This is a genomic window from Sharpea azabuensis DSM 18934, from assembly GCF_000702165.1.
GTDB lineage: Bacteria > Bacillota_I > Bacilli_A > Erysipelotrichales > Coprobacillaceae > Sharpea > Sharpea azabuensis.
In genome coordinates this window covers 74,317-100,345 of record NZ_JNKU01000001.1, presented here as the reverse complement: position 1 = coordinate 100,345, position 26,029 = coordinate 74,317, and the positions used below count along the sequence as shown (strand labels likewise).

Here is a 26,029-nt window from a genome sequence, read left to right as displayed (position 1 = left end):
ATACTGAGATAAGTATAAAAAAGATAATCATAAAAAATAAGTTCATTTATGACCTATTGAGAGTCATTTTTGAACTTATTGCGAAATACATTAGGTGTTGTTCCATGATATTGTTTAAAGGTATTATGAAATGATTTTGTGTTAGGGAAACCTGATTCTATGGCTATTTCCTTGATTGTATACTTTGAATGAAGCAATAGGCCAGTTGCTTTTTCTAGGCGTTTATTATTGAGATACTCTTTTATTGTAATATGTGTATGATCCTTGAAAGCTCTAAGCATGTAGCCATAAGAAAAGCTGAATTGTTTAGCTAAACTCGTCATTTTGATATCTTCCCGGTAGTGTTCATCTATATAATGCATAATCGCAATCACAAAATCAGGAGTAGGATTACTACATTTATTAATCATTCTATCACTAACATATAAAGATAATTCATCTATCAAGAGATATACGAAGCCCATGGTTGCGAGTCTATGTTCAGTGATATATTCATTACAAAAATACTCTATGAGCTTTTTAAGCTTACAGTGATTTTTACTAATATGATTTCTAAACTTTATATGATCAATTTCCGGATAGATGGATTGAAGCATATCATATTCAAGCTGAATAATATAACATCGATATTTTTCATCTGCCTCCAGCAAGGATGTTGAATGAATTTCATTATGATTAATAATCGCTATCTCGCTTCTTTTAATAATATAGACAGAGCCTTCAATCATTATTCTAAAAGAACCCGAGACTGGCATAATAATCTCCACGCCATGGTGAAAATGAGCATTTGTATCAGGTACTTCATATTCTTTCGTATTCATGACAATGATATTGACTCCTACACTATCATAGGGAATCTTCTCATATAATATGTCATCTCGCCAGTTTTTTACAGACATTCCATTTATTGCTTTAATCATTCCTATCACCTTTTATGACAACTTGTATTAGATAATCTCTAACTGTTCTTATTTTAATACAATTTTGTTTATATTTCTTGAAAAATTTTCATGATTGTATACAGAGAATTATAACATTCATAAAAAAAGCCTGAGGTTGAATAACCTGAGGCTTTATGCTTGATCGTTGTTGTAGCGGGAGAGGAACTTCTTTGTACGTTCATGCTGTGGATGGTTGAACACCTGATCAGGAGTGCCCATTTCACAGACTTTCCCCTGGTCCATGAATAATACTATGTCACTGACTTCTTTCGCAAACTGCATTTCATGTGTCACAACAGCCATCGTCAGGCCTTCTTTCGCCAGATTCTTCATGACATCAAGAACATCACCAACCATTTCAGGGTCCAAGGCACTTGTTGGTTCATCAAAGAGAATGACATCCGGGTTCATACAAAGCGTACGGGCAATCGCTACTCTTTGTTTCTGCCCACCTGACAATGTTGTAACAGAAGCATTCGCAAAGCGTTCCATGCCTACTTGCTTAAGATATTTTAAGGCTGCATTTTTCGCTTCTTCCTTGCTTCTTTTGAGCACTTTGATTTGAGCAAGCATACAGTTCTCAATAACGCTTTTGTTTTCAAATAAGTTAAAGCTCTGGAAGACCATGCCAACCTTGGCACGATAGCTATTGATATTCTTGTGTTGGCGAATATCTTCGCCATGATAGAGAATCTCTCCCCCATCTGGTATTTCAAGCAAGTTCATGCATCTTAATAATGTACTCTTGCCTGAGCCTGAAGAGCCAATAATCGTAATAACCTGACCCTTATCAATAATAAAATCAACATCTTTTAATACCTCAAGCGCACCAAAAGATTTTTTTAAATGTCTGACTTCAATAACGTGTTCCATTGTCTTTACCTCTATGCACATGCATCCATTGTTGTAGCTTTATTTGTCTTGTTGAGCTTCTTTTCAATCGTATTCAAGACAAATGTCGCAATAGTCGTCAGGGCTAAATACATAATTGCTACTAACATATAGATTTCAGTATATTTCATTGTTGAACCAGCAATGCTTGTTGCCTGGAAGTAGAGTTCTGTGACCGCAATTGCATTCAACATACAACTGTCCTTGATATTGACAATAAGCTGGTTACCAATAGAAGGGAAGCTGTTTTTAATAGCCTGTGGTAAAATAATGTTGAAAAGTGTCTGGCCATTTGTCATACCTAATGCCTTAGCGCCTTCATATTGCCCACGGTCAATCGCCTGAATACCAGAACGAATAATTTCCGCCATATAGGCTGCGGTATTGATGGAAATAATAATCAAGCCTGCTGTCAAACCATCCCAATGGAAGATGGGCTTCAATAAGTAATAAAGGAAGACAGCCTGAACCATCATTGGTGTTCCTCTAAAAATCCAGACATAGAAAGAAGTCAGCCCTCTGCCAAACTTCTTAAGTGCCTTGATTGAAGATGAATCCAGTGGATCAATCTCTAGCGAACGAATAGCGCCTAACAATAAACCAATAATTAAACCTGCAACTGTACCTACAATCGCAAATGTCAAAGTCATGGCAATACCATAGCCAAATAATGGCCAGCCATCAATTAACGTCTGCCAAGCAAAATGAAAATCAATACTCATAACACTTATCCCCCTATTGATCATTATAGAGTGGAGCTCTATTAACAGCTCCTTCCATAATCTTTTGTCTTTCTTCTTGTGAAATGGAATCTAAGGCTTTCTGGACATCCTTAAAGAGCAATGTATTACGGCTGTTGTTTTTCATGCCAATCGATACAGTTGTATCCACCTTAAAGCCCGTTCCTTTATTAAATCTTACAATAGCCAAGTCCTTGTTTGCCTTGACAATACCAGTAGCGACAGGAAGTTCAGCAGTTATGCCATCCGTATCCTTGCTTCTTAACGCCATAACAAGTTCAGGATATGTTGATTTAGGAACCTGATGCTTAACCCCTTTGATCTGATCGATAATCGTATCATAGTTGGTATTCTTCTGTCCCATAACACGGCTTCCCTTGAATTGGGCGATGTCATAATACTGAGATTGTTTACTGTTCTTTCTAACAACCATAACCATGTCACTTGAATAATAAGGTGTGGTGAAATCCATGCCCTTCTCTCTTTCAGGGCTAGCTGTCATACCGGCAATAATTGCATCAATTTCACCAGACTCCACGGCACTAGGCAAGCCTTCCCAGCTGATTTTCTTAATGACAAGCTTCTTGTGAATCTTCTTGGCAATTTTTTGTGCTATGACTACGTCATACCCATCGGCAATACCAGCACCACCATCAAGATATACACCTGTTGAGCCTCTCTTGATTGCTTGCCAGTTAAATGGCTGATAGGCAGCTTCCATACCAACGACAAAATTGTCTTCAGTATTCTTTGTCGTCATGCATCCTGTTAGGACAAATGCCAGCATGATAATGACTAACTTTTTCATATTTTCATCCTTCCCGATGAAGAATAAAAAGGACTATGCATTATTTGCATAGCCTTTGTGATTGCTTTACAGATAACGCCTCTTCTTACGAAGGAGTGATTAATGTCTTTCACTAATCCCCAAGAATATCACTACCATGACATTCTTTCGGCGATGATTACCTTTCATATGCTTCAACCAATGTCTTGTCCCCATACTACTCTGATGCACCGCAGCCTTTATCTTCATCTTTAACCCCATTATACTGACTTCTACTCATTAATCAACAAAAAAGACTTCTTAGCCTATTAATCCTTGAATAAACACAATAATAATCAAAACAGGCAAGACATAACGGAAATAAGGTAACATCCATCTCTTTAGCTTTAAGCCCTTGCCCGTATTGACTTCATTAAGATAATTATCCTGACACCAGCCATAACGACTCACACAGAAAAGTAGAATAATAAGCGAACCTATTGGTAAGATGAAATTGCTGACGAGAAAATCTTCCATATCTAGAATATTCTTTGAACCAACTGTTATCCAGCTTAAGACATTATAGCCAAGTACACATGGCAATGATAGGACAAAGATGGTCACACCAGAGATCACTGTTGCCTTTTTACGAGTCCAGTTAAAATTATCCATAAAGCTCGCAATAATATTTTCAAATACAGCCATCACCGTTGTAAAAGATGCAAATGTCATAAAGACAAAGAAAAGCGTTCCCCAGATCTGTCCGAATTTCATATTAATAAAGACTCTTGGCAAGGTCACAAAGATAAGTGATGGTCCTGAATCAGGTGCGACACCAAAGGCAAAACAAGCTGGGAATATAATCAATCCACTCATAATAGCGACAAAAGTATCTAATGAGGCAATGGTTATTGATTCACTTAAGAGCGTTTGGTCTTTAGACATATAACTACCAAAGATTTCCATACTCCCCATACCTACGGAAAGGGTGAAGAATGCCTGACTCATGGCTGCCATAATGACATGCCCTAACCCACCTGCTTTTTCAACATTCCGGATATTTGGCATAAGATAGAACTTAAAGCCAGCTTGTCCACCTTTTAAAGTAAAGGAATGTAAGGCAAGAATGACAATAATACTTAGTAATAATGCCATCATGACTTTAGTCATCTTTTCAACGCCATTCTGTAAGCCAAATGAACAGATCACAAATCCCGCAATAACTGTAATAGCCATGGCTATCATCATTTCACTAGGTGATAACAGCATCTTGTTGAAAACGGCATCAACCTGCTGTGTCTTAAGATGCTGGAACTGGCCTGAGGCAAACTTAAAGGCATAATTAAGCATCCAGCCTGATACTGTTGTATAGTACATCATTAAGACAATACAGCCAAGATTCGCAATCCTCCCATGAAGATGCCATTTTGCCCCTGGCTTTTCAAGCTTACGATAAGCCTGATAAATACTTTTCCCACTCGCTCTTCCGACAGCTAATTCCATGGTGAGAATGGGCACACCAATAATCAATAAAAACAATAGATAGATGATGACAAATAAGCCACCACCATTCTGTCCAGCCAAGAATGGAAACTTCCAGACATTGCCAATACCTATCGCACACCCAGCACTGACAAGAATAAAGCCCAGTCTTGAGCTAAAACCTTCCCTTTTCATAAAAACCTCCTCAAATTGTGCCTTTCTATTCTATCATAAAAGAAAGAAAAAACTACTTTTTTGAAGATTTTGTAAGCAAATAGGACTGTTGGAGAAGCTCTTCTATTCGAGAATCTTCAAGCGTATCATCAAGAATAATGGAAACCCAGTTCTTCTTATTCATATGATAACATTCATAGATGCCTTCTTCTAAGATGAGCCTATCAACATCTGCTGGGGGAGCCTTGACATTCATGACTTCACACATGCCCTCTCCCTTTGATATCTTTGATCGTTCGATATACATGATAATCGTGATCCATTTCTTATTGTCCTGATGGCGATAGATGGCATGCTGATTGGTCTTCCAGGGAAATTCCGGCTTGAGATGGTAGTTGTCTTCAATCCACTTCGCAATGCGCATTGTCTGGTTGTAGACAAAGAGCTGGTCATCAAAGCAATGTGTGACTATATCTTCTAAGAGGGCCTGATAGCTTTCTCTGACTTGTGAGATATATGTACCTTTTGATAATGATGAATGAATCAAGGCGTATTCTTCATTGAAAGAAGCATCATAGACATGACATGCAACATGATCACTAACTTCAACAATACAATAAAACGCATCATCAAAGAAGTAACGTTTGTAGAAGTAGCAGTCCCCTTTCTTTATAAAGCCATAAGCGATTAGCTTTTTGATATTGGCTTTCTTGCGATTAAAGATGTCTTCTTGTGCCATGAGTCATCACCTCGAGATGTTTAATATATTTGGCAGGAATAGTCTTATCAACAATGGTAATCGTATGAAAATCATAATTGATATGGGCAAGCATGCCTGTTAGCTTCACATATTTCCCTTCATCATAATAAATACAGCTTACCATATCTCCCTCTTTAATTGAGGCAAGAGTATAATCAAGTTCTTCAAGTGTATCTTCTAAAATGCTTGCTTGAGAGACAACTTGTTTTTCTTTCTCTTTCAGTGCTTCTTTATAGCCCTTAAGTGCGGCGAAGGGCATGAATTGTTTAGCGCGTTGGTAATTGTCCATCTTCCCATGTTTCATCACCTTTTCGATGTCCTCCTATCTGTTCATGACGCTCTTTTGCCGTCGCGCCTTTTTCAAAGTCTCTTGCCTTAAGCAAGGCATTCGCCCCAAATTTCTTGCGAATAGCCAATGTCACTTCCGCAAGCTTTTTATCTTCTTCAATCGCTTCCTGATCACTAAAGAGATCATAAGATTCATACATCTCATCTTCTACCCGCAAGTAAGCTAGCATCATTCTTCTTACGCCATAGCGTTTATCACAGATTTTCCGATAGAGCTTAATTGTTTCATCGACAAGAATACGGCTTGAAGACGTATTGACACTTAGTGTGATAACTTTACGGCTTGGATTACGGGTATTTTTTGTATAGCCTAACATGAGTGAAATCTGTGATGTCACTAAGCGAGCATCGACAAGTTCATAGGCAAGATCCTCAGCCATTTCTTTCACCACAATAAGACCTTCTTCAAAGCTATAATCACGACTTAAGACCTGGCCGCTTGTCAATGAATGATTCTTAGGAGCAAAGTGCTTAATATCCGCAATCGTTACACTTTCCCTGCCCCAGGCATGATCTATCAATAACTCCGCATCAATACCAAACTGCCGATAAAGTTCGTCTTCATTATAATGGGCAAGCTGACGCATTGTATAGATATGCATTTGTGCTAAATGCTTGGCAATGCCTTTGCCAATACGCCAGAAATCTGTTAAGGGCTGATGATCCCATAATGTTTTTCGAAAAAGCTCTTCATCAAGATAGCCTATATGATCATCAACATGCTTAGCTGTTATATCCAAGGCAATCTTTGTAAGATACATATTGGTACCAATACCTGCTGTAGCTGTAATACCGGTATTTTGATAGATATCATCCATGATCATGACGGCAAGCTCTTTGGCGCTCATATGATAAAGGGAAAGATAGTTCGTAATATCTAGGAAAGCTTCATCAATGGAATAGACATGGATATCATCTTTAGAAATATATTTGAGATAGATGGCATAGATGGATGCTGAGACATTGATATATTCCTGCATCCGTGGTGTTGCCATTATGTAGTTGATATGCTTGGGAATTTCAAATACACGGCAGCGGTTCTTCACGCCTAATGCTTTTAAGGCTGGAGAAACAGCTAGACAGATGGTCTTTTCTGTTCGACTGCTATCGGCAACGACAAGATTGGTGGTCATTGGATCTAAGCCCCTTGCCACACATTCCACTGATGCATAAAATGATTTTAAATCAATACATAAATAGATATGGTTCATATGACCTCCATTAAAAAAGGCAGTTTTGTTTCTGCCTAATTCTTCATCCATTGCATGATGGCTTCAACAGTTTCTTCTTGTTGCTGCAAAGACGTGATTGCCGCTTTGCCATCACCTGATTGCTTGCCATAATTCGCAAACTGTCCATGATTGCCACCTTCAATAATGACTTCCTTTGTCTGCTTTGGGAAGTTCTTTTTATTTTTCTGATAGCTTTTCTTATTCAAAACATGGTCCTGACTGCCATAAAGCGTTATTGCTTTCAAAGAAGAGTTTTTAAATGAATGGGTTGGATAGCTAGCCAAAAAGATCATCCCATCAAAGTCTTTTTGATGCTTATAGGCATATTGACTTGCCATGACACCACCTAATGAATGTCCGCCAATATACCATTTTGTCACTTCAGGATATTCTTTTTGCATTCCCTCTGCTTTGTCAGACGCAAAGACGGCAAGATTAAAAGGCATATGGGGACATAGACAAAGAATTCCTTGATTGGCAAGCTTCTTTAAGAGAGGCGCATAGGCTTTATATTCCACCTTGCCTCCTGGATAGAAAATGAAGCCGGCTTTAATTTGCCCTTCTGGCTTGAAGACCAACAGCTGATCATCTTTGGCAGCCTTCTTTTGTTCAGCTGTAAGAATGTTGTTAGCTGCATGGGTTGCATGATAATAATCATTGACATATATGCCAAATGCCATTGCCAATACAAGCACAAGTACGAGAATAATGCCAATCACTCTTTTGATAATCTTTTTCATTAATAAATCACCGCTTATAGTTTACATATTTCTTTTTGAATTGTCAAAAACGACCATCGTAATGGTCGTCTTAATCATTGAGCCTTTCAACTGTTTCTAACAAGCCGCCAGTCAATGCATTTTTCACCTCATCTGATAATTCATCCACCTTCCAGCTGCTTTTCTTTGTTAAGGTAAAATAAATAGTGGACTGATAATCCTTTTGCGTGAGATGAGCAATATCATTGGTTAGCTTTTCAATTGCTTTCTCTTTGATTTCAAAACGCTTAGCACCACTAAATCTTGTGACCACAACTCTTGCCTGATAGTCTTCAAGCCAGTCTTTTAAAAGCTTGCCACTATCATAGGTTGTAATGGTGACTTGGATCTTGGCATGATTGTTATGCAAAGCCACAGCATTGATCGTGAAATCAAAGTCAAGAAACTTCTTCAAAGCTTCTTTTTTAAGATTGGTTGTATCAACACCATGAAGATAATCATCGGCCACATCAATATCTTCCTCAATGTCTTTCTTAGACATCTTCCCGCCATAGCTTAAATAAACCATTCTGGCATTCTGCTTCTTTAGACCATTAAGGAATGTAGTGAGTGTCTGTTCTGGTGTCATCATATGACAGCCGGTTAGTAAAAATAATGTTATGATGAATAATAAAGACTTCTTCTTCATATGAATACCCTCATCCATATTATATAGAATTCTTTCCTATAAAAGATAGAGAACAGAAAAAATTCGTAAAAAAACACGCAGGCTAGACAAGCTTACGTGTGAGATATTTATAGGCAATAAGTGAGGCAATCGATGTCAATAACCAGCTGACAGGATAACAATAAAGCAATACTTCATAACTATGAATCATTTTGGCGATGGTAAAGACCCAGATAATACGACTGACACAAATGCCAAAGACAGCCACAAGCGTTGGGACAATCGCATAGCCAAAACCACGCATTGCTCCTGACAGAATTTCAATGGACATATTCAGTATTTCAAAAGTGATCAGAACATACATACGTCTAACTGCATAGTCAAGGACATGCGGATCACTTGAGAAGATGGAGGCAAGCGGTCTTGCGAAAGCCACAAAAAGAATCGTTGAAACAATCGTGACAACACTCGCTTCCATCCAGCAATATTTAAGCACCTGATGACAACGGTCCATTTTCCCTGCACCATAGTTCTGACCCACAAAAGTAATAGCAGCCTGGCCAAAGCCTTCAAAGAAATAATAAGACAGTATTTCAAAGTTCAAGGCTGCTGCGCTTCCTGCAATCGCATAAGATCCAAATTGGTTCAACTGTGATTGAATGATGACATTGCTGATGGAAAAGAGGGCGCCTTGCATACCTGAAGGAATACCAATCTTAAGAATATGCAGCAACAAGTCTTTATGAATATGACATTGCTTGAATGTAAAATGGGTTATTGTTGTATCATGGGTAAGATAGATAAGCAAGAAAAGTGAAGAAAAGATATTGGATATAACAGTTGCATATGCTACCCCATCAACACTCATGCCTAGTCCTACCACAAAGACAAGATTCAAGATGACATTAATTACCCCTGCAATCGATAACGCAATAAGCGGTAAACGCGTCTCTCCTCTACTTCTTAGAATGGCTGCCTCGAAGTTATAGAGAACAATAAAAGGTACCCCTAGGAAATAAATACGCAAATAAAGTACGGCTAAGGAAAGGATATTACTTGGTGTAGCCATCAATCTTAATAGCTGTGGGGCAATCAACAGACCAAAGGCCATTAAGATAACACCAAGAATAACAGCAAAAAGCATTGATGTATGGACAGCCTGCTTGGCTTTCTTTTCTTTATTTTGACCAATAAGTGTTGCAATGACAACATTACTGCCAATTGATATACCAACAAAGGTATTGACAAGAAGGTTAATGACTGAACCATTGGCTCCAACAGCACCAAGGGCATTGCTTCCCGCAAAGTTTCCAACAACCGCTACATCTGCACTGTTGAAGAGCTGTTGAAGTATCGAAGAAACAGCAAGCGGTAACGCAAAAAAGAAAATCTTGTCAGCAAGACTTCCTTCTGTCATTTTCATGGTTTGTTTCATTTTATTCCTCCAGGCTTCTGCCAAAGCCTAAGAAATTCAATCCTAAGTGCAGATTGATGAATTCTGTTAGATCAAAGTTCTCATTTCTAAGTCCTGTCAATGATCCTTCAAATTCTTCATCACCGATGACAACCTTCCATTTACCATGATGGGGAAACATTGGAATCATGATCAGTGAATGTAATGTTTCATTGATGATATTGGTAATCATATTATATTTATGCTCATCAATTTCAATATTACTGCTGACACCATCATGAATGAAGGTAATGGTGCCTTGATCAAAGATGAGCTCTTCTGTTTTTTCTTTATTTGAAGATATGATATCTAAATCCAGCATAACAGCCCTCCCTTTTGTAAGCTCTTTCATAACTATAGAACGGTTTTATGCAATCGTCAATGACAAATAGACGTCAATTATATTCTTACTTCAAGATAGCATCTCGTAATTCATCCGTATTAGAGACGATTGTCTTGGCATGATGCTTTTTTAAGAATGATGTTGTTCTAAAGCCCCAGTTAACTGCTACAACATCCATATGGGCATTAGCGCCAGTTTCAATATCAATTTCAGAATCCCCCACATAGAGTGCCTCTTCCCTCTTGACATCAAGCACACTTAAGCACTGATTGCACATATCTGCTGCCGGCTTTCTCTTTATGCCACTCTTTTCTCCTAAATAGAAATCAAAATATCCATTGAACTGATCTTTGACAAGTTTTTCTACGGCATCATTTTGTTTATTGGAAACGACTGCTATTTTAATATGTAATTCTCTTAGTTTTCTCAACAGTTCTAAAATGCCTGGATAGGGGCTTGTCTTGATTTTACAATGATTGACATAATAAGCTCTAAAGACTTTCTGGACACGGTTAATTTCCTCATTGCTGACACTTGCTGGCAATACTTCTGCGCTTGTTCCAATGACATACAGATCTTCTTCCTTCATGCCTGTTTCTAAACATAGCGCTCTTGTAATGGCAACCTTTACCCCACTACCAAAGCATATCTTTGTATCTTCAACTTGTAAGTCATGACGATGACCAGTTTCTTTTAAAGCATAGTTCAAGCTTCCATTTAAATCTTCGATGGTATTCAGGATTGTTCCATCCATATCAAATATTACAGCTTTATACATATTCATTCCTTCTTTCTCAAGCATTATACCTTTTTATCTCTTTTCATGAAAGAGTCAATATTATCTGACTTGTCGCGATGTATTATTTTGATAATATCTCATCTTTTCTTCATACATCATACTTTCTGCTTCTCTTACCAATAACTTCAGCTCTTTATTTTCAGTCATTTTACTATAGCCCAGAGAAAGATGATAGTTTTTAAGAGCTGCTTGATGGTGAATAGCTGTGATTGTCTCTTGAAGTTTATCATTATCATGAAATAAGAATGCGACAAACTCATCCCCACCAACACGAAAACAATGTGCTTTTTCAAAATATTCAGCTAGAATACGAGCTACATATTTTAACATCTCATCCCCAGCCATATGACCTTCCTTATTGTTGAGTTCATGAAGACCATTGACATCAATATAAATACAATATGCAGGATGATAATTCTTGCTTTCTAAGATCTGTTCAAAACTGTTACGATTTCTTAAGTCAGTAAGTACATCATTCTCGCTCAAATGCTGATATTTCAGCTTTAAATAGATATTCTGATATTTGACTTTCATCATATAGCTACTGACAATAATGCTGATTAAGGGAAAGATGATCCCATTCACACAATCAAACAACAAAACATCCCGATCATCAAATAGAAAAGAAAAGACTAAAAACAATAACGCAAAGAAACAAATAAAAAGAGCCATATGTTTTGGTTTATCAGTAAAGAATAGTGGTAAGGCAAGAATAATGGCAACAAAGCTAACCGCAGGATGATCAGGATTAAGATAGGTGGAGAGAATGATGGCATAAAAAAGCAAGAGTGCACAGAAAATATGGATCTCTGCAATAATCAGCTGATGACTGTTCTTTTTATAATGAGTGATGAACAATAAAAATAATCCGACTATCAGCATTAAGGAAACATGAAGAATGGTTATTGAAATAGGATCATGAGCAGCATAAGAAACAACTGACATCACAAAAGTAAAGAGGATTGTCAAAAAAGCTAGCGTTTTTAAACTCATATAGTTCTCTCTTCGTACTGTATCAGCTATTGCTAAATAATCTTCATTTGTTAAATCAATACGAAAGAACTTAATCAATTCCTTCAAATACATATTGCTTCTCCTTGTCAATAAATAAAACACGCTTATTATATCATGAAAATCTCTTAAAAAAAAAGAAAGCACTTAGGCTTTCTATAAGTCGAGTTTGAGATCATCTTTCTTGATCCAGCCAAGCTTTCTAAAAAGCTGACCAAATAGATATGTGATAATAGCTGGTAAGACAAAAGAAATCATAATCAATCCAATCCAGTCAAAAGCAGTGATGCCACTCATCTTGCCACTAGCGATATCTTTCACCCAGCCAGTATAGACACCAATCTGACCAACAAGACCACATGTTCCCATCCCACTTGAAACAGCTGCACCATTCATTTTCAATTTGAAGATACATGTCGCAATTGGGCCGGTAATAGCTGACGTAATGATTGGTGCTAACCAGATTTTTGGATTCTTAACAATATTGCCCATCTGCAGCATACTTGTGCCAATGCCTTGAGCAAACAAACCACCAACACCATTTTCCTTATAACTCATGACGGCAAAGCCAATCATCTGCGCACAGCATCCAGCTAACGCTGCCCCACCGGCAAGACCTGTTAGATTGAGAGCTGCACAGATGGCTGCTGAAGAAATAGGTAATGTCAAAGCAATACCAACAATCACTGATACAACAATACCCATTGTAAATGGCGCTAATTCCGTTGCCCACATAATCGCATTCCCCACACTGCTTGCAGCATTACCAATTGCAGGAGCCCAAAGCATCGCTAAGCCAACCCCAACGAATATTGTTACAAATGGTGTGACAATGATATCAACCTTTGTTTCCTTGCTGACGATTTTCCCTGCTTCACTAGCAATAATGGCAACAACTAAGACGGCTAAAGGTCCACCTGCGCCTCCTAGCGTATTGGCGGCAATACCCACTGCCGTTAAACTAAAGAGAACAAGCTGTGGTGCCTGCAAAGCATAGCCAATCGAAATAGCCATGGCAGCCCCTGTTGCACTTGTCGCAAAACCACCAATCTTCACCAAAAGACTGATGCCTAGCTGCGTCCCCAATGTATTCATGATGGTTCCAATAAGTAATGACGCAAACAGACCCTGAGCCATCGCTCCTAGCGCATCAATACCATAACGCTTTAATGAAATCTTGACATTTTTTCGTTCAAGAAATGCATTGACCTGATCCATAATTCCCCTCCTGTATATATGTGTCATTTTATATGTCTTGACACCTGTCTATGAGTATATACAAAAACAGGAAAAATGCAACACTTTTCTTAACAACATATGACTAGAAACATAACTTACTCTGTACTATAATAGCTCCATGAACCATTATGTTTATATTCTAGAATGTTCTGATCACAGCTACTATACTGGCTATACGAATGATTTAATGAAGCGTCTTACTACCCACAACAAGGCAAAAGGGGCTAAATATACAAAGGCAAGACTACCCGTCAAGCTTGTCTACTTTGAACATTTTGATGACAAAAGTACTGCCTTGAAGAAAGAATATGCCATTAAGCAGCTGACTAGAAAAGCAAAAGAAGAACTTATCATGAAAGGAAAAGCTATGAAATATATTTTATTTGATCTAGATGGTACATTAACTGATAGTGGTGAAGGTATTATCAAGAGTGTTATTCATGCCCTCAATTACTATGACATCCATCTTGATTTAGAAGACTTGAAAACCTTTGTTGGACCACCACTTTCTTTATCCTTTAAGAAATATGGTATACCGGATGATGAAATCGAACATGCCATTAAGCTCTTTAGGGACCGTTATTTGACAGTGGGCAAATTTGAAAATCACCCCTATCCTGGTATTATTGCAATGCTTGAAGAATTAAAGAAAGAGTACAAGCTCTTTGTTGCAACAAGTAAGCCTGAAGTGACAGCTATTGAAATTTTAAAACACTTTGATATGGATCAATATTTTGAAAAGATAGCTGGGGCAACAAGCAGTCATGAAAGAGAAACAAAGCATCAGGTTATTGACTATCTCTTAAATACGATTGGTGATGAGCATCAATTCATTATGGTTGGTGATACAGCTTTTGATGTTATTGGTGCGAAGAAAGCACATATTGAAACAATTGGTGTGAGCTGGGGATATGGCAAGATAGAAGATTTGGAAAAAGCAGGTGCGATTGCCATTGCCAAGACACCTGAGGAATTAAAGAAATTGTTGGAATGTTATCCATTGTGATGGCTTTCCAACTTTTTTTTGAGAAAGTATGAATTTACTACACTGACAAATATGCAAAGTATATAATGAAGATAGTTGGAGGTATACTTTTATGAAGGATTTAGAATTGGGCGCAAGAATTAAGGAATTGCGTATAGAAAAAGGCCTAACGCAGCAGCAAGTTGCCGATGTCCTTGATGTCACTCCGGGTTACATTAGTAATGTTGAAAACAATCGTACGGCTATGAGTATTCATTGTCTTGCGAATTATGCAAAGCTGATAGGTATTACTGTTGACTATCTTATTGGTGCACAAGAAGAAGGCTATTCAAGTCATGCCCTTGATGCTGAGCTTGTCAATGAAATCAACAAACTCTCTGATGACAATAAAAATAAGCTTTTGAAAGTTTTAAAAATCATTAACAAGTAACTACTTACAATCTGATTGCCTCAAAAAAAGCAGCTCAATAATTGAGCTGTTTTCTTATAGAAGATGAATTGTCAAAATAAGCTGAGCAAAGACAATGGAAACCATTGAAGCAAGCTTAATGAGGATATTGATGGATGGTCCAGATGTATCTTTGAATGGATCACCAACTGTATCACCAACAACAGCGGCACGATGCTGCTGTGAGCCTTTACCACCATGATGTCCGGCTTCAATATACTTTTTCGCATTATCCCAGGCACCACCTGCATTACTCATCATAATTGCAAGTACGAACCCAGTGACCGTATTACCAGCAAGCATGGCAACAACACCATCAGGTCCCGTAATCATCCCAAAGACAACTGGAATGATGACGGCAATTAAGGCAGGTGCAATCATCAATTTCTGAGCACTACGTGTACACATATCAACACAGCGTTCATAATCAGGTTCAGCCTTACCTAAAAGTAAGCCTTTGATTTCCTTAAACTGACGACGGACTTCAATAACGATGGCTTCGGCTGCTTTGCCAACAGCTGACATTGTCAAAGCTGCAAAGAGGAATGGCAGCATACCACCGACAAATAAACCAACAAGAATGATTGGATTATTAACAGCGAGATTGAATGTAAAGTTCTTGTCCAAGGAATGAATACGATCGATATAAGATACAATCAAGGCAAGGGCTGTTAAGGCAGCTGAGCCAATGGCAAAGCCTTTACCTGTTGCAGCAGTTGTGTTTCCTAAGGAATCAAGTGCATCTGTACGATCACGGACTTCTGACTTCAAGCCAGCCATTTCCGCAATACCACCAGCATTATCAGCAATAGGTCCATAGGCGTCTGTTGCAAGGGTAATACCTAAAGTTGAAAGCATACCAACAGCCGAGACACCAACACCATATAAGCCCTGAGCAAAATCACCGCCACGTGATGAAGCAAAGTAGCTGACCAGAACAGAAATACCGACAATGACAACAGGGACAACCGTTGACATCATGCCCAGTGATAAACCACTGATGATGACAGTACCAGCACCTGTTTCAGCACTTTCAGCAAGCTTTCTTGTAGGCTTATAAGTATCACTTGTGAAATATTCTGTACTTGCACCAATCAATACACCAGCTAATAAACCAGAAAGAATGGCAATATAAACACCCATATGACCTGGTAAAAGGAATTTAATGGCGAAGAATGAAGCAATGATAATCAGAATAGAACTTGTATAAGTTCCTGTACGTAAGGCTTTTAAGAGGTTCTTCTGGGAAGCACCTTCTTTTGTCTTGATGAGGAAAGTACCAATTATTGAACATAGCACACCAAGAGCAGCAATAACCATTGGGACAGCAACACCCTTTAAACCATAGTCAGCCGCAACAGCCAAAGCAGCCGTAGAAATAATCGAACCAACATAGGATTCATATAAGTCAGCACCCATACCAGCGACATCACCAACATTATCACCAACATTATCAGCAATAACAGCAGGATTACGTGGATCATCTTCTGGTATACCAGCTTCAACCTTACCTACAAGATCGGCACCAACATCAGCTGCTTTTGTAAAGATACCACCACCAACACGGGCAAAGAGCGCCATACTACTTGCACCCATACCAAATGTCAGCATATTGCTTGTAATCTGTACTAAGCGTGCATCCATTGCCAGATCTCTAAAGGCAAAATTCAAAATGAAATACCAAATGGTCAAATCAAGAAGCCCTAAGCCAACGACTGTAAAGCCCATAACGCTACCAGCTGAAAAGGCAACACGTAAGCCCTTGTTGAGCGATTTGCTGGCGGCATTTGTCGTACGACAGTTCGCCATTGTCGCTGTACGCATGCCAATAAAGCCAGATAAGCCTGAGAACACACCGCCGGTAATAAAGGCAAATGGTGTAAACCAGCTCAAGAGATGACAAGCTGCCATAATACAAAGAATGACAAATAAGGCAATAAAGAACATCGAAACGCCACGATACTGTCTTTTCAGATAAGCATTAGCGCCGCGGCCAATGAGTTCCGAAATCTTGGTCATACGTTCACTACCTGTGTCTTCTTTCTTGGTCTTGATGAAGTTATAGGCAGCAAAGCATAATGCCATCAACGACCCAATACCAGTAAAATAAATTGCTGTAAGTCCACTCATAAACATTTCCCCCCTCTTTTTAAGATCATGAATCGACCTATCATCTATATACTATTGTAGTTCTTAACTGACTATTGGTCAATTTCTCACAAAAAAATAATAAAAAAAGGAACTGCAAAGAGTTCCTAGTCTTCTAATGCAAGATCAAAGACATGCTTGACTTCAGCTTTAATCTGTTCATATGTCATGCCAATATGGGCTTCAAAGATTTTCTTTTCATCCACATAATATGTAGGCGTAGCATAATAATCATACTGATCAGCAATATCAGGATGTTCAGTTTCTTCAATTGTTTCAACAACAACATCCTTATATTTATCTTCCTGCTTTAATTCTTTCATGGCTTTTCTTGCCTTATCACAATAGCCACAATCATTTAAATGAAACATTTTAATATTCTTCATAGGTTCATCCCCCTTTTCATCATTATCATACTGTTTTATAGATAATATGACAACGATAATGCTTTAAAAGAGATAACGTGCTTCTAATTCTTCAAGTAAGCCTAGATACTTGTCATAAATACCATTGGCCGTGCTTCTTTCTTCCCATTCATGACCTAAAGCATCCACTTTTTCCTTTGTCGCAGCTGGTAAATTGTTTTCCGCAACCTGATAAAGAATCTCATCTTCTTTACTTGTATGATCACTTAATAAGTTAATATAGCCTTCTGAAGCAAAACAAATACGTGAGGCATTGTTATCACTTGGATCTTTCTTGTAATCAAGTAGAGCACTCTCTAAATCACTGACATATTCTCTGCCACCTTCATGTTCCACAAGCATGACACCATTGATCATGCCATCCGTCATTGGAATTGTTTCAAGCATAGCTGGGAAGAGAATCACTTCTTCCTTATGGTGATGATGTTCATCACCATAGACTCTTAAGAAATCAATAATGCGTTCAACATCCTCAGTTTCAATCACATTACCATTTCTAATATCATTATCAATCGCACGCATAACTTTCATCATACGTCTAATATTCTCATGATCATTCATCATTGCTTCAATAATAAACATTTACATTTCCTCCATAATATACTCTTTTAAAACAACCGCCTGATTATGTAAACGATCCTTTGCGCCATATAATAATGTCACAGGTTGTTTTTCTAGGTGATTGAAAACCATTTTCAGAAAGTCTTGTGTATGTGGGTTTTCTGCCAGTTCCTGACGATACTGCTTTCTAAAGACCTCATACTTATCTATTTCATGATTGAAAGCTTTACGAAGCGTTGTCGTTGGGCTGATCTCTTTGTCCCAGAGATCAAGATGCGCCTTTTCTTTACTGATGCCCCTTGGCCAGAGTCCATCAACAAGAATACGCATGCCATCACTCTCTTCATATTCATCATATATTCTTTTGATCTTTAATTCATACATTTCTATCACCACGTGCTTATTATAGAGAGATATTCCTTTTAATAATGTTGTTCAAACCACAAAAAATGCCTTTATGAAAAAGGCATTAATGATGATAGAGTTTATTATTCTGATATTTAGGTTCACATGTCAGATGAATACCAAGTTTCTTGAGCACATTGACATCTTCTTGTGCTAATAGAACACTTGAATGCATTTGTAAGCCAGCTAGTTCTTTCAGCTTGCCATAAGCTCTCTTGGCTTCTTCATGATGAGTGGCTGCAATGCATAAAGCAATGAGGATTTCATCGATATGAAGAAGAGGATTCTTATTTTGTAATGTTTCAACCTTAAGCTTTTGGATAGGTTCAATAATATCAGGGCTGATAAGCTTAATATCATCATTCACATGAGCAAGATATTTGAGTGCATCAATCAGCATTGCACTACTTGCCCCAAGCAGTTCTGAAGTCTTGCCTGTAATAATTGTTCCATCAGGCATTTCAATAGCAGCAGCTGGTCCACCCGTTTCTTCCTCTTTGATATTAGCTGCGGCAACAACAGGACGATCAGCAATACTTGTATGAGCTTTTTCCATCAACAATTCAATCTTGCTAACAGGTTTATGAGAAGCATTCCCCTTACGTTCTTCATCCAAGGCATCATAATAGCGTCTTATGATTTCCTGATTTGCTGCCTTTGTAACGGCTTCATCATCAAAGATGCAATAGCCTGCCATATTAACGCCCATATCTGTTGGTGAGTTATATGGTGATGAGCCATTAATCTTTTCAAACATGGCTTTGAGAACGGGGAAGATTTCTACATCACGATTGTAATTGACGACTGTCTTACCATAAGCTTCTAAATGATATGGGTCAATCATATTGACATCATTTAAGTCAGCTGTAGCTGCTTCATAAGCTAAGTTGACTGAATGATTAAGAGGAATATTCCAGATTGGGAATGTTTCAAACTTCGCATAGCCTGCCTTCACGCCACGCTTAGCTTCCTGATAAAGCTGAGAAAGACATGTTGCCATCTTGCCTGAACCAGGACCTGGTGCCGTAACAACAACTAATGGTCTAGTTGTCTTGATATAGTCATTCTTGCCATAGCCATCATCACTTAAAATAAGCTGCATATTAGAAGGATAGCCAGGGATCATATAATGACGATAAACCTGTAAGCCTAGAGATTTCAGCTTTTTCTCATAAGCAATGGCGCTAGGCTGATCTTTAAATTGTGTTAATACAACCGATCCAACCATGAGGCCATTGGATGTAAATGCATCAATAAGACGTAAGACATCTTCATCATAAGTAATGCCTAGATCTCCACGCACCTTATTCTTTTCAATATCACCAGCCTTAATCGCAATCACAATCTCCGTCTGGTCTTTAAGTTCCTTCAGCATGCGAATCTTACTATCAGGGGCAAAGCCTGGTAAGACTCTTGATGCATGATAGTCATCAAATAATTTACCACCAAATTCCAAATAAAGCTTACCACCAAAAGAATCAATACGTTCCTTAATATGTTTTGATTGTATTTTTAAATACTTTTCATTATCAAATCCTATTTTATTCATATTCCTTTTCTCCTAACAGCCATCATATCGAAGAGTATCAAGAAGGTCAATACATTCTCATCTTTTAAAAATACTTATTCTTTGACTGACTTAGTAGCGATATAAGTCTTGATGTTAAGATCATGTAACCGCCCTTCGCCATTAGTATCTTCATACAAATCTACAAGTCTAAAGCCAGCTCTTAACTGTCCCCCAATCTGTTCACTCATATCATGGGAGAACTGCACACCACATTGTTCTTCTTGCATAAAAGCCATTGCTTTCTCATCCTTTAAGGGATTAAAAGGCATTTCCCAGATAATCTCTCGTTCATCATTATCAACAATATAATTGATTTCATTGCCTAAACCTGAAAGCATTACCCCACCCTTCTTTAAGACACGATAGGCTTCTTTAAAGACATGCTCTACATCCTCAATATAACAATTGGAAACAGGATGAACAACGAAATCAAATGTTTCATCGGCAAAAGGAAAGCGCTTTGTCATATCAGCTTCAATAATTTCAATATCATAGCCTTCTCTCTTTGCGACCATGCGTTCTGTTTCAAGCTGCTTGTCAGAATAATCCATAACTGTACATATGGCACCAGCTGCAGTTAAAATAGGCATCTGCTGGCCACCACCAGAAGCAAGACCAAGCACCTTCTTGCCTTTCAAATCTCCAAACCAGTCTTTAGGAACATGCTTTAATGGTGTTAAGACAATATCCCAATGACCTTGTGTAGCTGCTATATATTCCTCATGATTAATAGGCTGAGCCCATTGCCATCCTTCTTTTGCCCATCGATTGATGGTTTCCTTATTGATATCTTGATAGTTCATTATGCTTTCTCCTCATATTCTTTTAAGTAAGCTTTAACAGAATGATTCATCTCATGAGCAAATGATGAATCATATTTACGTTTGTAGAATGCTTCAAGCCAGGTATGATATTGAGCATCACCATAATGATATTTAAGCATCTCTTCCCTCTCTTTAGCATTCATCTCATAATAACTATTCTCAAAGACGATATCTTTGAGGTTAGCCCGCTTAGGTTTTTGTCTTTCTTGTTGTTGGGTGGTTGGATAGCCAAAAACAAGCAAGCTAGCAGGAAAAACATAGTCGGGTAAATGAAGAAGCTTGCAGATTTCTTCCTTATTTTCCATCACATCACCAATAAAACATGATCCTATTCCTAAACTTTCAGCTGCAATAACCGCATTCTCTGAGGCAATCAAGGCATCATCTACCGCAAGCAAGAAATCGCCAAATTCAGGTTGACGTGGGTTAAGTTCAATATCTTTATAAGCTTCATACCATTTATGACAATCTGCAAGATAGACAAGTATTAGCTTGGCTGAGGCTATAAAAGGCTGATTGTCACAAAGTATGGAAAGCTGCTCTTTTATCGCTGGATCAGTGATCTTGAGGATGGTATAGAGCTGTTGATTACCAGCTGTTGGAGCATTGATGGAAGCCTTAAGTATTGCTTCAACTTTCTCTTCTTCAATCTCTTGATCTTTAAAGACTCTCACTGACTTTCTTTTCATCAATATATCAATGGTTGTATTATTCATTATTTGCATTTCCTCCTATAAATATTCTATCAAATACAGATATTTGAACAAGAAAAAACAGGGTTCCCCCTGTTTACATCTGACTGATCAATGCAGCATCATTAGTACCTGCTTTAGAAATATTGTAAGAGTGATCGCCTGTTCTTTCTAAATCCTGAAGTATCTTTGTGAAGACAATACCACTAGCCGTATGACATTCATGTGCTCTTAAACGAACAATATGATCATCCAAGGCCTTATTGTTGAGGTCACGGATAAAATTACGTAAATTCAATAAACCAGTCTGATATTCTTCAAATGATTTCTCTTGATTAAATGACTGAATAGACTGATCAAAGAGAACAATGACATTCTCATAAATTTCTTTGAATTCATCAAGAGAGCTTGATGAATAAGTTAATTCATCATTAATCGATGTTTTTGTACGCGTTAAGATATTGATGGCATGATCACCAATACGTTCCAAGTCAATCAGAACATGGAAGAGACGACCAACACGGGCACTTTCAATCTTACCAATCGGACGGCTTGTGACCATGATGATATAGTCTGTAAGATTATTGTTGAGCCAGTTAATGACTTCTTCGTTGTGAAATATTTCTTCTTCGTTGGATAAATCTCTTGTCATGAATGCTTCACATGAATGCACAAAATTCCATCTTACTAAATCAACCATACGTTGTACTTCTTTTTCGATAGAAGCAATCATTGATGCATTGTATTCTACAAGCTTTGGATCGATATAAAGGAAGCGTAAGTCACTTGCATGTTCACGACTAGGGATAATACGTGTTGTAAAGCGTACAATGACATTAACGAATGGTAATAATATAAGGGCTGTTACAACCTTAAAGATAATATGACCAATCGCAACCTGTACAGAACCATTAGATGATAAGCTTGTAATAAAGCTAGTATATGGTGTAAAGAAGGCAATTGGTGTAAAGATCAACATGCCCACAACATCAAAGATAAAGTAAACAAGTGCTGCTCTTTTGGCATTTGTCTTAGCGCCAATAGAAGACAGGAAGAGTGGCATTGCACTTCCGACATTGACACCAATAATCATATAAATCGCAAATTTCATTGGCATTAAGCCCTGCAAAGCAAGTACCTGCAAGACACCAATTGATGCAGATGAAGACTGCAAAATGGCACACATGATTGTACCAACAGCTAGACCAACAAATGGATTATTAGCACTTGTGATAAAGGCTTTAAAGGCTGCACTGCTCTTAAGTACACCCATGGCCTGATCACCGGACATATACTTCAAGCCAAAGAATAATAAACCAAAGCCAAGTATAATTTCACCTGTATAAACCTTATTCTGTTTACGTCCAAAAATAACAAGTACACTACCTATAAAAATACAGGCTGTAGAAATAACAGAAACATCCAGGGCAATCAATACAGCAGTAATTGTAGTACCGATATGGGCACCAAGAATAACCCCTGTTGCCTGTGCTAAGTCCATGATACCGGCATTTAAAAAGCCCATTAACATCACGGTTGTTGCTGAAGAAGACTGAATAATTGATGTCACAAAGACCCCAAGCAAGAACCCTTTCAGTCTATTTCTTGTCAGCTTTTCCAATAAATCCTTCATCCTCTTACCGGCAACCTGGTTGATTCCATCACTCATATAGTTCATACCAAACAGGAATAAACCAAGTCCCCCAAGAAGATTAACAATGTTGAGAATACTCATACTTCTCTAACCTCTTCATTATAAATTTTCCCTAAAAAAGACAAATTTATTATACCACCTAATAGAGGTCTCTAGAAGTTTTTCTTTAACAAATTATTAACACATGTCTCTCATAATCCTTAACATATCTTAACATTTTGCTTACATATTTCTATTTATAATATAGATTGTATTGTTTTACTTTGACTCTCTTCCCTTGAAGACTTCACTAAAGTCTTCCACCATTTCCACACAGCCAACATATACATCATGATCATAGACAGCCATATATCTCACTCGCACATCCTTCATCCAGATATCCATGTGATCACGTTCCTTCTTTTTGAAATCATCAAGTAAAGCTTCAACCATTGGTCTAACACGAGCCGGATGACAATCATAGACAAGCTTGCCTATACAGCTTTTTGGTCTTGGGAAGATATGCATTTTATCTTTGAAATACAGTACATGGTCATTGGCATCAATATAAGTGATATCCTGTGGTAAGGCTTCAAGCATGATATTGAGCTGATTGATTGAAAGTTCACCAGTAGGCATTTTGATCATACCATTTGTGAAAGAGGAAGCTGTTTGTGCAGCTAAGAAGTCTTCGGCTTCCTGCCACTTAAATGTCTTGTTGACAAAGCTTGCACCCATTGCTTCTAAATCTTCATAGACATGATACCAGTCTTCCTTTGTGAAGTTTTCCATGGCTAGTGGGAAGAGAATTTCTTCTTCCTTATAAATCATTTCCTTCATACGATTGAGTACGCCTTCAACATTACTTCTTTCCTGCTCATACCATTTCTCTTCATTGATTGTACGAGATATACGGCTTAGTTCCTGCTTAATTTCATCATCAACACCCCACATCACCTGACTTGGTCCTGGATAGCCATAACGTTCAAGTAATGGCATGATGAGTTCTTCTTTTTTCGCATAATGTGGCTTGATACCCTTCAGTTCAGTAATTGCCTGAAAAACAGCTTCACGATTTCCTTCAGCATTTACCTTCAAAGCATCTTCAATCTTCTTTTCAATAATTCTATTTTCCAGTCTTAATTGACTAACAGGGTGGCCCATTTCAAGATTAATGCCTCTTTGAGCATCTTCTTCAGCCATCACTTCCTGTTCCGTACGACCATGGAATAAGGCTGAATGAATATCACAGAGCTTTTGAACACGTTCAACACTCATGCCTTCATCAATTAAGTGTTGTTCTACGCCTGTAATTTCTCTCACTGAAACATCCTTAAAAGCCTTCACAAAATCAGCACGTACGCTTTCTAAATCTTCACCATTATTCAAGCGTTCAATCATATCCCTTAAAAGCAATTCTCTGCCTTCAGGTGTACGATCATCTTTTTTGACTTCCTTGTGTTCTGTTGCTTCATGTGCAACTGTCTCCTGACTTCCATAAACACATTCAAAGCCATAGCTATTTAGCTTTGTAATGATATCATTTAAATCAAAGCCCTTTACACTACATCCCTTAGGAATGGTCATCACTCTTCCCATCATTTTAAGTGAAATAGGCTTTGTGATTTCCTTAAAGCCAATTTTAGCCATAATATCAATAAGTTCAGGATACTCTTCAACAAGAGCAGCCACTGTTTTATTTAAATCTAATTGTTTCATAGTAATCTCTCCTTTAGTTCTTTTAAACTAACTTTATTATACAAAAGACAAAAAGAAAGAATGTTGTCACAACAACATTCACTCATAATTATGATCAAAACGTTCAGACAAACTCTTTTTATTGTAATATGCATCAATAAACTGAGGCATAATCTCAATAGCTTCCCTTAAAGCTATCATATACCAATATCTTACTTCTTTTACATCATCAACATACTTTGTACTTGGCTTGTCAACCACAAACATATTTGTAAAAGGAATATGCAGAAGTGCTGTCAGTTTCTTAAGAATCATTCGTACATCATGATATTCATTATAGACAAGATTGTTGTAGAAGCGAAAGCTCTTGATGGCTTTATAAGCTTCTTTGTCCGTAATATGAAGAACATGCCCAATCGTCTTACTTGCCTGCTCATCCGCAATAAAGCTTGCGGCTGTTGACATGATGGCTGGATGTCGATCACTAAGAAAACGCATATCCAGGTCTCTTTCTAATTCATAGTGTTCAAAGTCATCATGTGTTACTTTATTAATTACCGGATGAGCTCTTGAGTCCAACAAATAATGCAAAGCAAAGCCAATCAAATAGACAAGTGTTGCATCATCTTCATATTGAAAGCTTTCTTCAAAGAAATCTCTTGCAGGTAATTTATGCATTTCAATCCCGATATCCTGCACACGATTCTTTTTTAAAGGATGGTAGTAAAAGAGTAAGTCCGGTCCTTGTAAACCTAGGTTGTAAAGATTCTTATATTGTTTAATCAGTGTCTTATGATCACTATTCATATATCTAAGTAGATCATCACCAAAACATTGATGAGTATAGCTTGCTGGCATGAAATCACCTCAAGTTAAGTATAAACATAAAAGCTAGCTGACGCTAGCTATATGTCCTTATAGTTCTTTAAACAGACCAAATTTTTAAAGCAATTTTTGCAAATTTTTTCTGACGTTCATCTATTTCTTTTGGTCCCCACTTATTGTTACTTGCGATTTCAGCATTAGGTTCTATCTTAGATTTTGCAAAATTACTTTTCTTATTTTCGAACACATC

General features: G+C 37.7%; 28 protein-coding genes and 1 riboswitch. Of the genes, 2 read left to right on the top strand and 26 right to left on the bottom strand.

Features of this window, described 5'->3' with window-relative positions; all coding sequences use genetic code 11:
• Positions 1-53 precede the first annotated feature (53 nt).
• The 15 genes from T529_RS0100465 to T529_RS0100395 form a co-directional block, all read right to left on the bottom strand.
• Positions 54-920, bottom strand: a complete 867-nt coding sequence (locus T529_RS0100465) for a helix-turn-helix transcriptional regulator (RefSeq protein WP_033161635.1) — start codon at positions 918-920, stop codon at positions 54-56.
• A 153-nt stretch (positions 921-1,073) separates the two neighbouring features.
• Positions 1,074-1,814 (bottom strand): amino acid ABC transporter ATP-binding protein, encoded by a 741-nt coding sequence (locus T529_RS0100460; protein WP_033161634.1) that lies wholly within the window; start codon positions 1,812-1,814, stop codon positions 1,074-1,076.
• Between the two features lie 11 nt (positions 1,815-1,825).
• Positions 1,826-2,554, bottom strand: a complete 729-nt coding sequence (locus T529_RS0100455; RefSeq protein ID WP_033161633.1) for an amino acid ABC transporter permease — start codon at positions 2,552-2,554, stop codon at positions 1,826-1,828.
• A gap of 13 nt (positions 2,555-2,567) precedes the next feature.
• Complete coding sequence (locus T529_RS0100450; protein WP_033161632.1) at positions 2,568-3,380, bottom strand: transporter substrate-binding domain-containing protein; 813 nt, start codon at positions 3,378-3,380, stop codon at positions 2,568-2,570.
• A gap of 65 nt (positions 3,381-3,445) precedes the next feature.
• Positions 3,446-3,609, bottom strand: a riboswitch (Lysine riboswitch).
• A gap of 50 nt (positions 3,610-3,659) precedes the next feature.
• Entirely contained in the window at positions 3,660-5,015 is a 1,356-nt protein-coding gene (locus T529_RS0100445) for a sodium-dependent transporter (protein WP_033161631.1), read from the bottom strand.
• 52 nt (positions 5,016-5,067) lie between these two features.
• Positions 5,068-5,733 (bottom strand): MmcQ/YjbR family DNA-binding protein, encoded by a 666-nt coding sequence (locus T529_RS0100440; protein WP_033161630.1) that lies wholly within the window; start codon positions 5,731-5,733, stop codon positions 5,068-5,070.
• Positions 5,711-6,061: a YolD-like family protein gene (locus tag T529_RS0100435; protein WP_156032127.1), complete on the bottom strand. Its 351-nt coding sequence runs from the start codon at positions 6,059-6,061 to the stop codon at positions 5,711-5,713. Before T529_RS0100435 ends, T529_RS0100440 begins: the two co-directional genes overlap by 23 nt.
• Entirely contained in the window at positions 6,021-7,313 is a 1,293-nt protein-coding gene (locus tag T529_RS0100430; protein WP_033161628.1) for a Y-family DNA polymerase, read from the bottom strand. Before T529_RS0100430 ends, T529_RS0100435 begins: the two co-directional genes overlap by 41 nt.
• Positions 7,314-7,348: 35 nt before the next feature.
• Positions 7,349-8,074 carry an alpha/beta hydrolase gene (locus T529_RS0100425; protein ID WP_033161627.1) on the bottom strand — a complete coding sequence of 242 codons (726 nt, stop codon included), beginning with the start codon at positions 8,072-8,074 and terminating at the stop codon, positions 7,349-7,351.
• Between the two features lie 70 nt (positions 8,075-8,144).
• Positions 8,145-8,741, bottom strand: coding sequence for a hypothetical protein (locus T529_RS0100420; protein ID WP_033161626.1), 597 nt, complete (start codon positions 8,739-8,741; stop codon positions 8,145-8,147).
• 82 nt (positions 8,742-8,823) lie between these two features.
• On the bottom strand, positions 8,824-10,155 hold the full coding sequence (locus T529_RS0100415; protein WP_033161625.1) for an MATE family efflux transporter: 1,332 nt from the start codon (positions 10,153-10,155) through the stop codon (positions 8,824-8,826).
• A gap of 1 nt (position 10,156) precedes the next feature.
• Entirely contained in the window at positions 10,157-10,495 is a 339-nt protein-coding gene (locus T529_RS0100410; protein WP_033161624.1) for a hypothetical protein, read from the bottom strand.
• 85 nt (positions 10,496-10,580) lie between these two features.
• The gene (locus tag T529_RS0100405) at positions 10,581-11,294 is read right to left on the bottom strand and encodes an HAD family hydrolase (protein ID WP_033161652.1); all 714 of its coding nucleotides are present in this window, start codon (positions 11,292-11,294) and stop codon (positions 10,581-10,583) included.
• Positions 11,295-11,354: 60 nt separating this feature from the next.
• Complete coding sequence (locus tag T529_RS0100400; protein ID WP_033161623.1) at positions 11,355-12,401, bottom strand: GGDEF domain-containing protein; 1,047 nt, start codon at positions 12,399-12,401, stop codon at positions 11,355-11,357.
• Positions 12,402-12,482: 81 nt separating this feature from the next.
• Positions 12,483-13,544 (bottom strand): PTS sugar transporter subunit IIC, encoded by a 1,062-nt coding sequence (locus T529_RS0100395; protein WP_033161622.1) that lies wholly within the window; start codon positions 13,542-13,544, stop codon positions 12,483-12,485.
• Between the two features lie 139 nt (positions 13,545-13,683).
• On the opposite strand from T529_RS0100395, the gene T529_RS0100390 reads away from it, so the two are divergent.
• Both T529_RS0100390 and T529_RS0100385 read left to right on the top strand, forming a co-directional pair.
• Complete coding sequence (locus T529_RS0100390; RefSeq protein ID WP_081823024.1) at positions 13,684-14,571, top strand: HAD-IA family hydrolase; 888 nt, start codon at positions 13,684-13,686, stop codon at positions 14,569-14,571.
• 91 nt (positions 14,572-14,662) lie between these two features.
• Positions 14,663-14,980, top strand: coding sequence for a helix-turn-helix domain-containing protein (locus tag T529_RS0100385; protein ID WP_033161621.1), 318 nt, complete (start codon positions 14,663-14,665; stop codon positions 14,978-14,980).
• A 54-nt stretch (positions 14,981-15,034) separates the two neighbouring features.
• Here the strand turns inward: T529_RS0100385 and T529_RS0100380 are convergent, their stop codons facing one another.
• From T529_RS0100380 to T529_RS13685, 11 genes are all read right to left on the bottom strand, one after another.
• Complete coding sequence (locus T529_RS0100380; protein WP_033161620.1) at positions 15,035-17,128, bottom strand: sodium-translocating pyrophosphatase; 2,094 nt, start codon at positions 17,126-17,128, stop codon at positions 15,035-15,037.
• A gap of 125 nt (positions 17,129-17,253) precedes the next feature.
• The gene (locus tag T529_RS0100375; RefSeq protein ID WP_033161619.1) at positions 17,254-17,532 is read right to left on the bottom strand and encodes a thioredoxin family protein; all 279 of its coding nucleotides are present in this window, start codon (positions 17,530-17,532) and stop codon (positions 17,254-17,256) included.
• Positions 17,533-17,595: 63 nt separating this feature from the next.
• Positions 17,596-18,153, bottom strand: coding sequence for a hemerythrin domain-containing protein (locus T529_RS0100370; protein ID WP_033161618.1), 558 nt, complete (start codon positions 18,151-18,153; stop codon positions 17,596-17,598).
• On the bottom strand, positions 18,154-18,516 hold the full coding sequence (locus tag T529_RS0100365) for a DUF488 domain-containing protein (RefSeq protein WP_033161617.1): 363 nt from the start codon (positions 18,514-18,516) through the stop codon (positions 18,154-18,156).
• Between the two features lie 85 nt (positions 18,517-18,601).
• On the bottom strand, positions 18,602-20,086 hold the full coding sequence (locus tag T529_RS0100360; protein ID WP_033161616.1) for a DUF1846 domain-containing protein: 1,485 nt from the start codon (positions 20,084-20,086) through the stop codon (positions 18,602-18,604).
• Between the two features lie 74 nt (positions 20,087-20,160).
• Positions 20,161-20,910, bottom strand: a complete 750-nt coding sequence (locus T529_RS0100355; RefSeq protein ID WP_033161615.1) for a class I SAM-dependent methyltransferase — start codon at positions 20,908-20,910, stop codon at positions 20,161-20,163.
• Positions 20,910-21,647: a nitroreductase family protein gene (locus T529_RS0100350; RefSeq protein ID WP_033161614.1), complete on the bottom strand. Its 738-nt coding sequence runs from the start codon at positions 21,645-21,647 to the stop codon at positions 20,910-20,912. Before T529_RS0100350 ends, T529_RS0100355 begins: the two co-directional genes overlap by 1 nt.
• Positions 21,648-21,720: 73 nt before the next feature.
• Positions 21,721-23,358 carry a Na/Pi cotransporter family protein gene (locus T529_RS0100345; protein ID WP_051646778.1) on the bottom strand — a complete coding sequence of 546 codons (1,638 nt, stop codon included), beginning with the start codon at positions 23,356-23,358 and terminating at the stop codon, positions 21,721-21,723.
• Positions 23,359-23,535: 177 nt separating this feature from the next.
• Positions 23,536-24,975: a DUF438 domain-containing protein gene (locus tag T529_RS0100340; RefSeq protein ID WP_033161613.1), complete on the bottom strand. Its 1,440-nt coding sequence runs from the start codon at positions 24,973-24,975 to the stop codon at positions 23,536-23,538.
• 78 nt (positions 24,976-25,053) lie between these two features.
• The gene (locus T529_RS12420) at positions 25,054-25,812 is read right to left on the bottom strand and encodes a zinc dependent phospholipase C family protein (protein WP_051646777.1); all 759 of its coding nucleotides are present in this window, start codon (positions 25,810-25,812) and stop codon (positions 25,054-25,056) included.
• A 67-nt stretch (positions 25,813-25,879) separates the two neighbouring features.
• Positions 25,880-26,026 carry a GmrSD restriction endonuclease domain-containing protein gene (locus T529_RS13685; protein ID WP_162172982.1) on the bottom strand — a complete coding sequence of 49 codons (147 nt, stop codon included), beginning with the start codon at positions 26,024-26,026 and terminating at the stop codon, positions 25,880-25,882.
• Between the last annotated feature and the right edge of the window lie 3 nt (positions 26,027-26,029).

Bases quoted from the DNA above. Each gene is read 5' to 3' on its own strand.
- T529_RS0100465 (WP_033161635.1), bottom strand. From the start codon at position 920: ATGATTAAAGCAATAAATGGAATGTCTGTAAAAAACTGGCGAGATGAC.
- T529_RS0100460 (WP_033161634.1), bottom strand. From the start codon at position 1,814: ATGGAACACGTTATTGAAGTCAGACATTTAAAAAAATCTTTTGGTGCG.
- T529_RS0100455 (WP_033161633.1), bottom strand. From the start codon at position 2,554: ATGAGTATTGATTTTCATTTTGCTTGGCAGACGTTAATTGATGGCTGG.
- T529_RS0100450 (WP_033161632.1), bottom strand. From the start codon at position 3,380: ATGAAAAAGTTAGTCATTATCATGCTGGCATTTGTCCTAACAGGATGC.
- T529_RS0100445 (WP_033161631.1), bottom strand. From the start codon at position 5,015: ATGAAAAGGGAAGGTTTTAGCTCAAGACTGGGCTTTATTCTTGTCAGT.
- T529_RS0100440 (WP_033161630.1), bottom strand. From the start codon at position 5,733: ATGGCACAAGAAGACATCTTTAATCGCAAGAAAGCCAATATCAAAAAG.
- T529_RS0100430 (WP_033161628.1), bottom strand. From the start codon at position 7,313: ATGAACCATATCTATTTATGTATTGATTTAAAATCATTTTATGCATCA.
- T529_RS0100425 (WP_033161627.1), bottom strand. From the start codon at position 8,074: ATGAAAAAGATTATCAAAAGAGTGATTGGCATTATTCTCGTACTTGTG.
- T529_RS0100420 (WP_033161626.1), bottom strand. From the start codon at position 8,741: ATGAAGAAGAAGTCTTTATTATTCATCATAACATTATTTTTACTAACC.
- T529_RS0100415 (WP_033161625.1), bottom strand. From the start codon at position 10,155: ATGAAACAAACCATGAAAATGACAGAAGGAAGTCTTGCTGACAAGATT.
- T529_RS0100410 (WP_033161624.1), bottom strand. From the start codon at position 10,495: ATGCTGGATTTAGATATCATATCTTCAAATAAAGAAAAAACAGAAGAG.
- T529_RS0100405 (WP_033161652.1), bottom strand. From the start codon at position 11,294: ATGTATAAAGCTGTAATATTTGATATGGATGGAACAATCCTGAATACC.
- T529_RS0100400 (WP_033161623.1), bottom strand. From the start codon at position 12,401: ATGTATTTGAAGGAATTGATTAAGTTCTTTCGTATTGATTTAACAAAT.
- T529_RS0100395 (WP_033161622.1), bottom strand. From the start codon at position 13,544: ATGGATCAGGTCAATGCATTTCTTGAACGAAAAAATGTCAAGATTTCA.
- T529_RS0100390 (WP_081823024.1), top strand. From the start codon at position 13,684: ATGAACCATTATGTTTATATTCTAGAATGTTCTGATCACAGCTACTAT.
- T529_RS0100385 (WP_033161621.1), top strand. From the start codon at position 14,663: ATGAAGGATTTAGAATTGGGCGCAAGAATTAAGGAATTGCGTATAGAA.
- T529_RS0100380 (WP_033161620.1), bottom strand. From the start codon at position 17,128: ATGAGTGGACTTACAGCAATTTATTTTACTGGTATTGGGTCGTTGATG.
- T529_RS0100375 (WP_033161619.1), bottom strand. From the start codon at position 17,532: ATGAAGAATATTAAAATGTTTCATTTAAATGATTGTGGCTATTGTGAT.
- T529_RS0100370 (WP_033161618.1), bottom strand. From the start codon at position 18,153: ATGTTTATTATTGAAGCAATGATGAATGATCATGAGAATATTAGACGT.
- T529_RS0100365 (WP_033161617.1), bottom strand. From the start codon at position 18,516: ATGTATGAATTAAAGATCAAAAGAATATATGATGAATATGAAGAGAGT.
- T529_RS0100360 (WP_033161616.1), bottom strand. From the start codon at position 20,086: ATGAATAAAATAGGATTTGATAATGAAAAGTATTTAAAAATACAATCA.
- T529_RS0100355 (WP_033161615.1), bottom strand. From the start codon at position 20,910: ATGAACTATCAAGATATCAATAAGGAAACCATCAATCGATGGGCAAAA.
- T529_RS0100350 (WP_033161614.1), bottom strand. From the start codon at position 21,647: ATGAATAATACAACCATTGATATATTGATGAAAAGAAAGTCAGTGAGA.
- T529_RS0100345 (WP_051646778.1), bottom strand. From the start codon at position 23,358: ATGAGTATTCTCAACATTGTTAATCTTCTTGGGGGACTTGGTTTATTC.
- T529_RS0100340 (WP_033161613.1), bottom strand. From the start codon at position 24,975: ATGAAACAATTAGATTTAAATAAAACAGTGGCTGCTCTTGTTGAAGAG.
- T529_RS12420 (WP_051646777.1), bottom strand. From the start codon at position 25,812: ATGCCAGCAAGCTATACTCATCAATGTTTTGGTGATGATCTACTTAGA.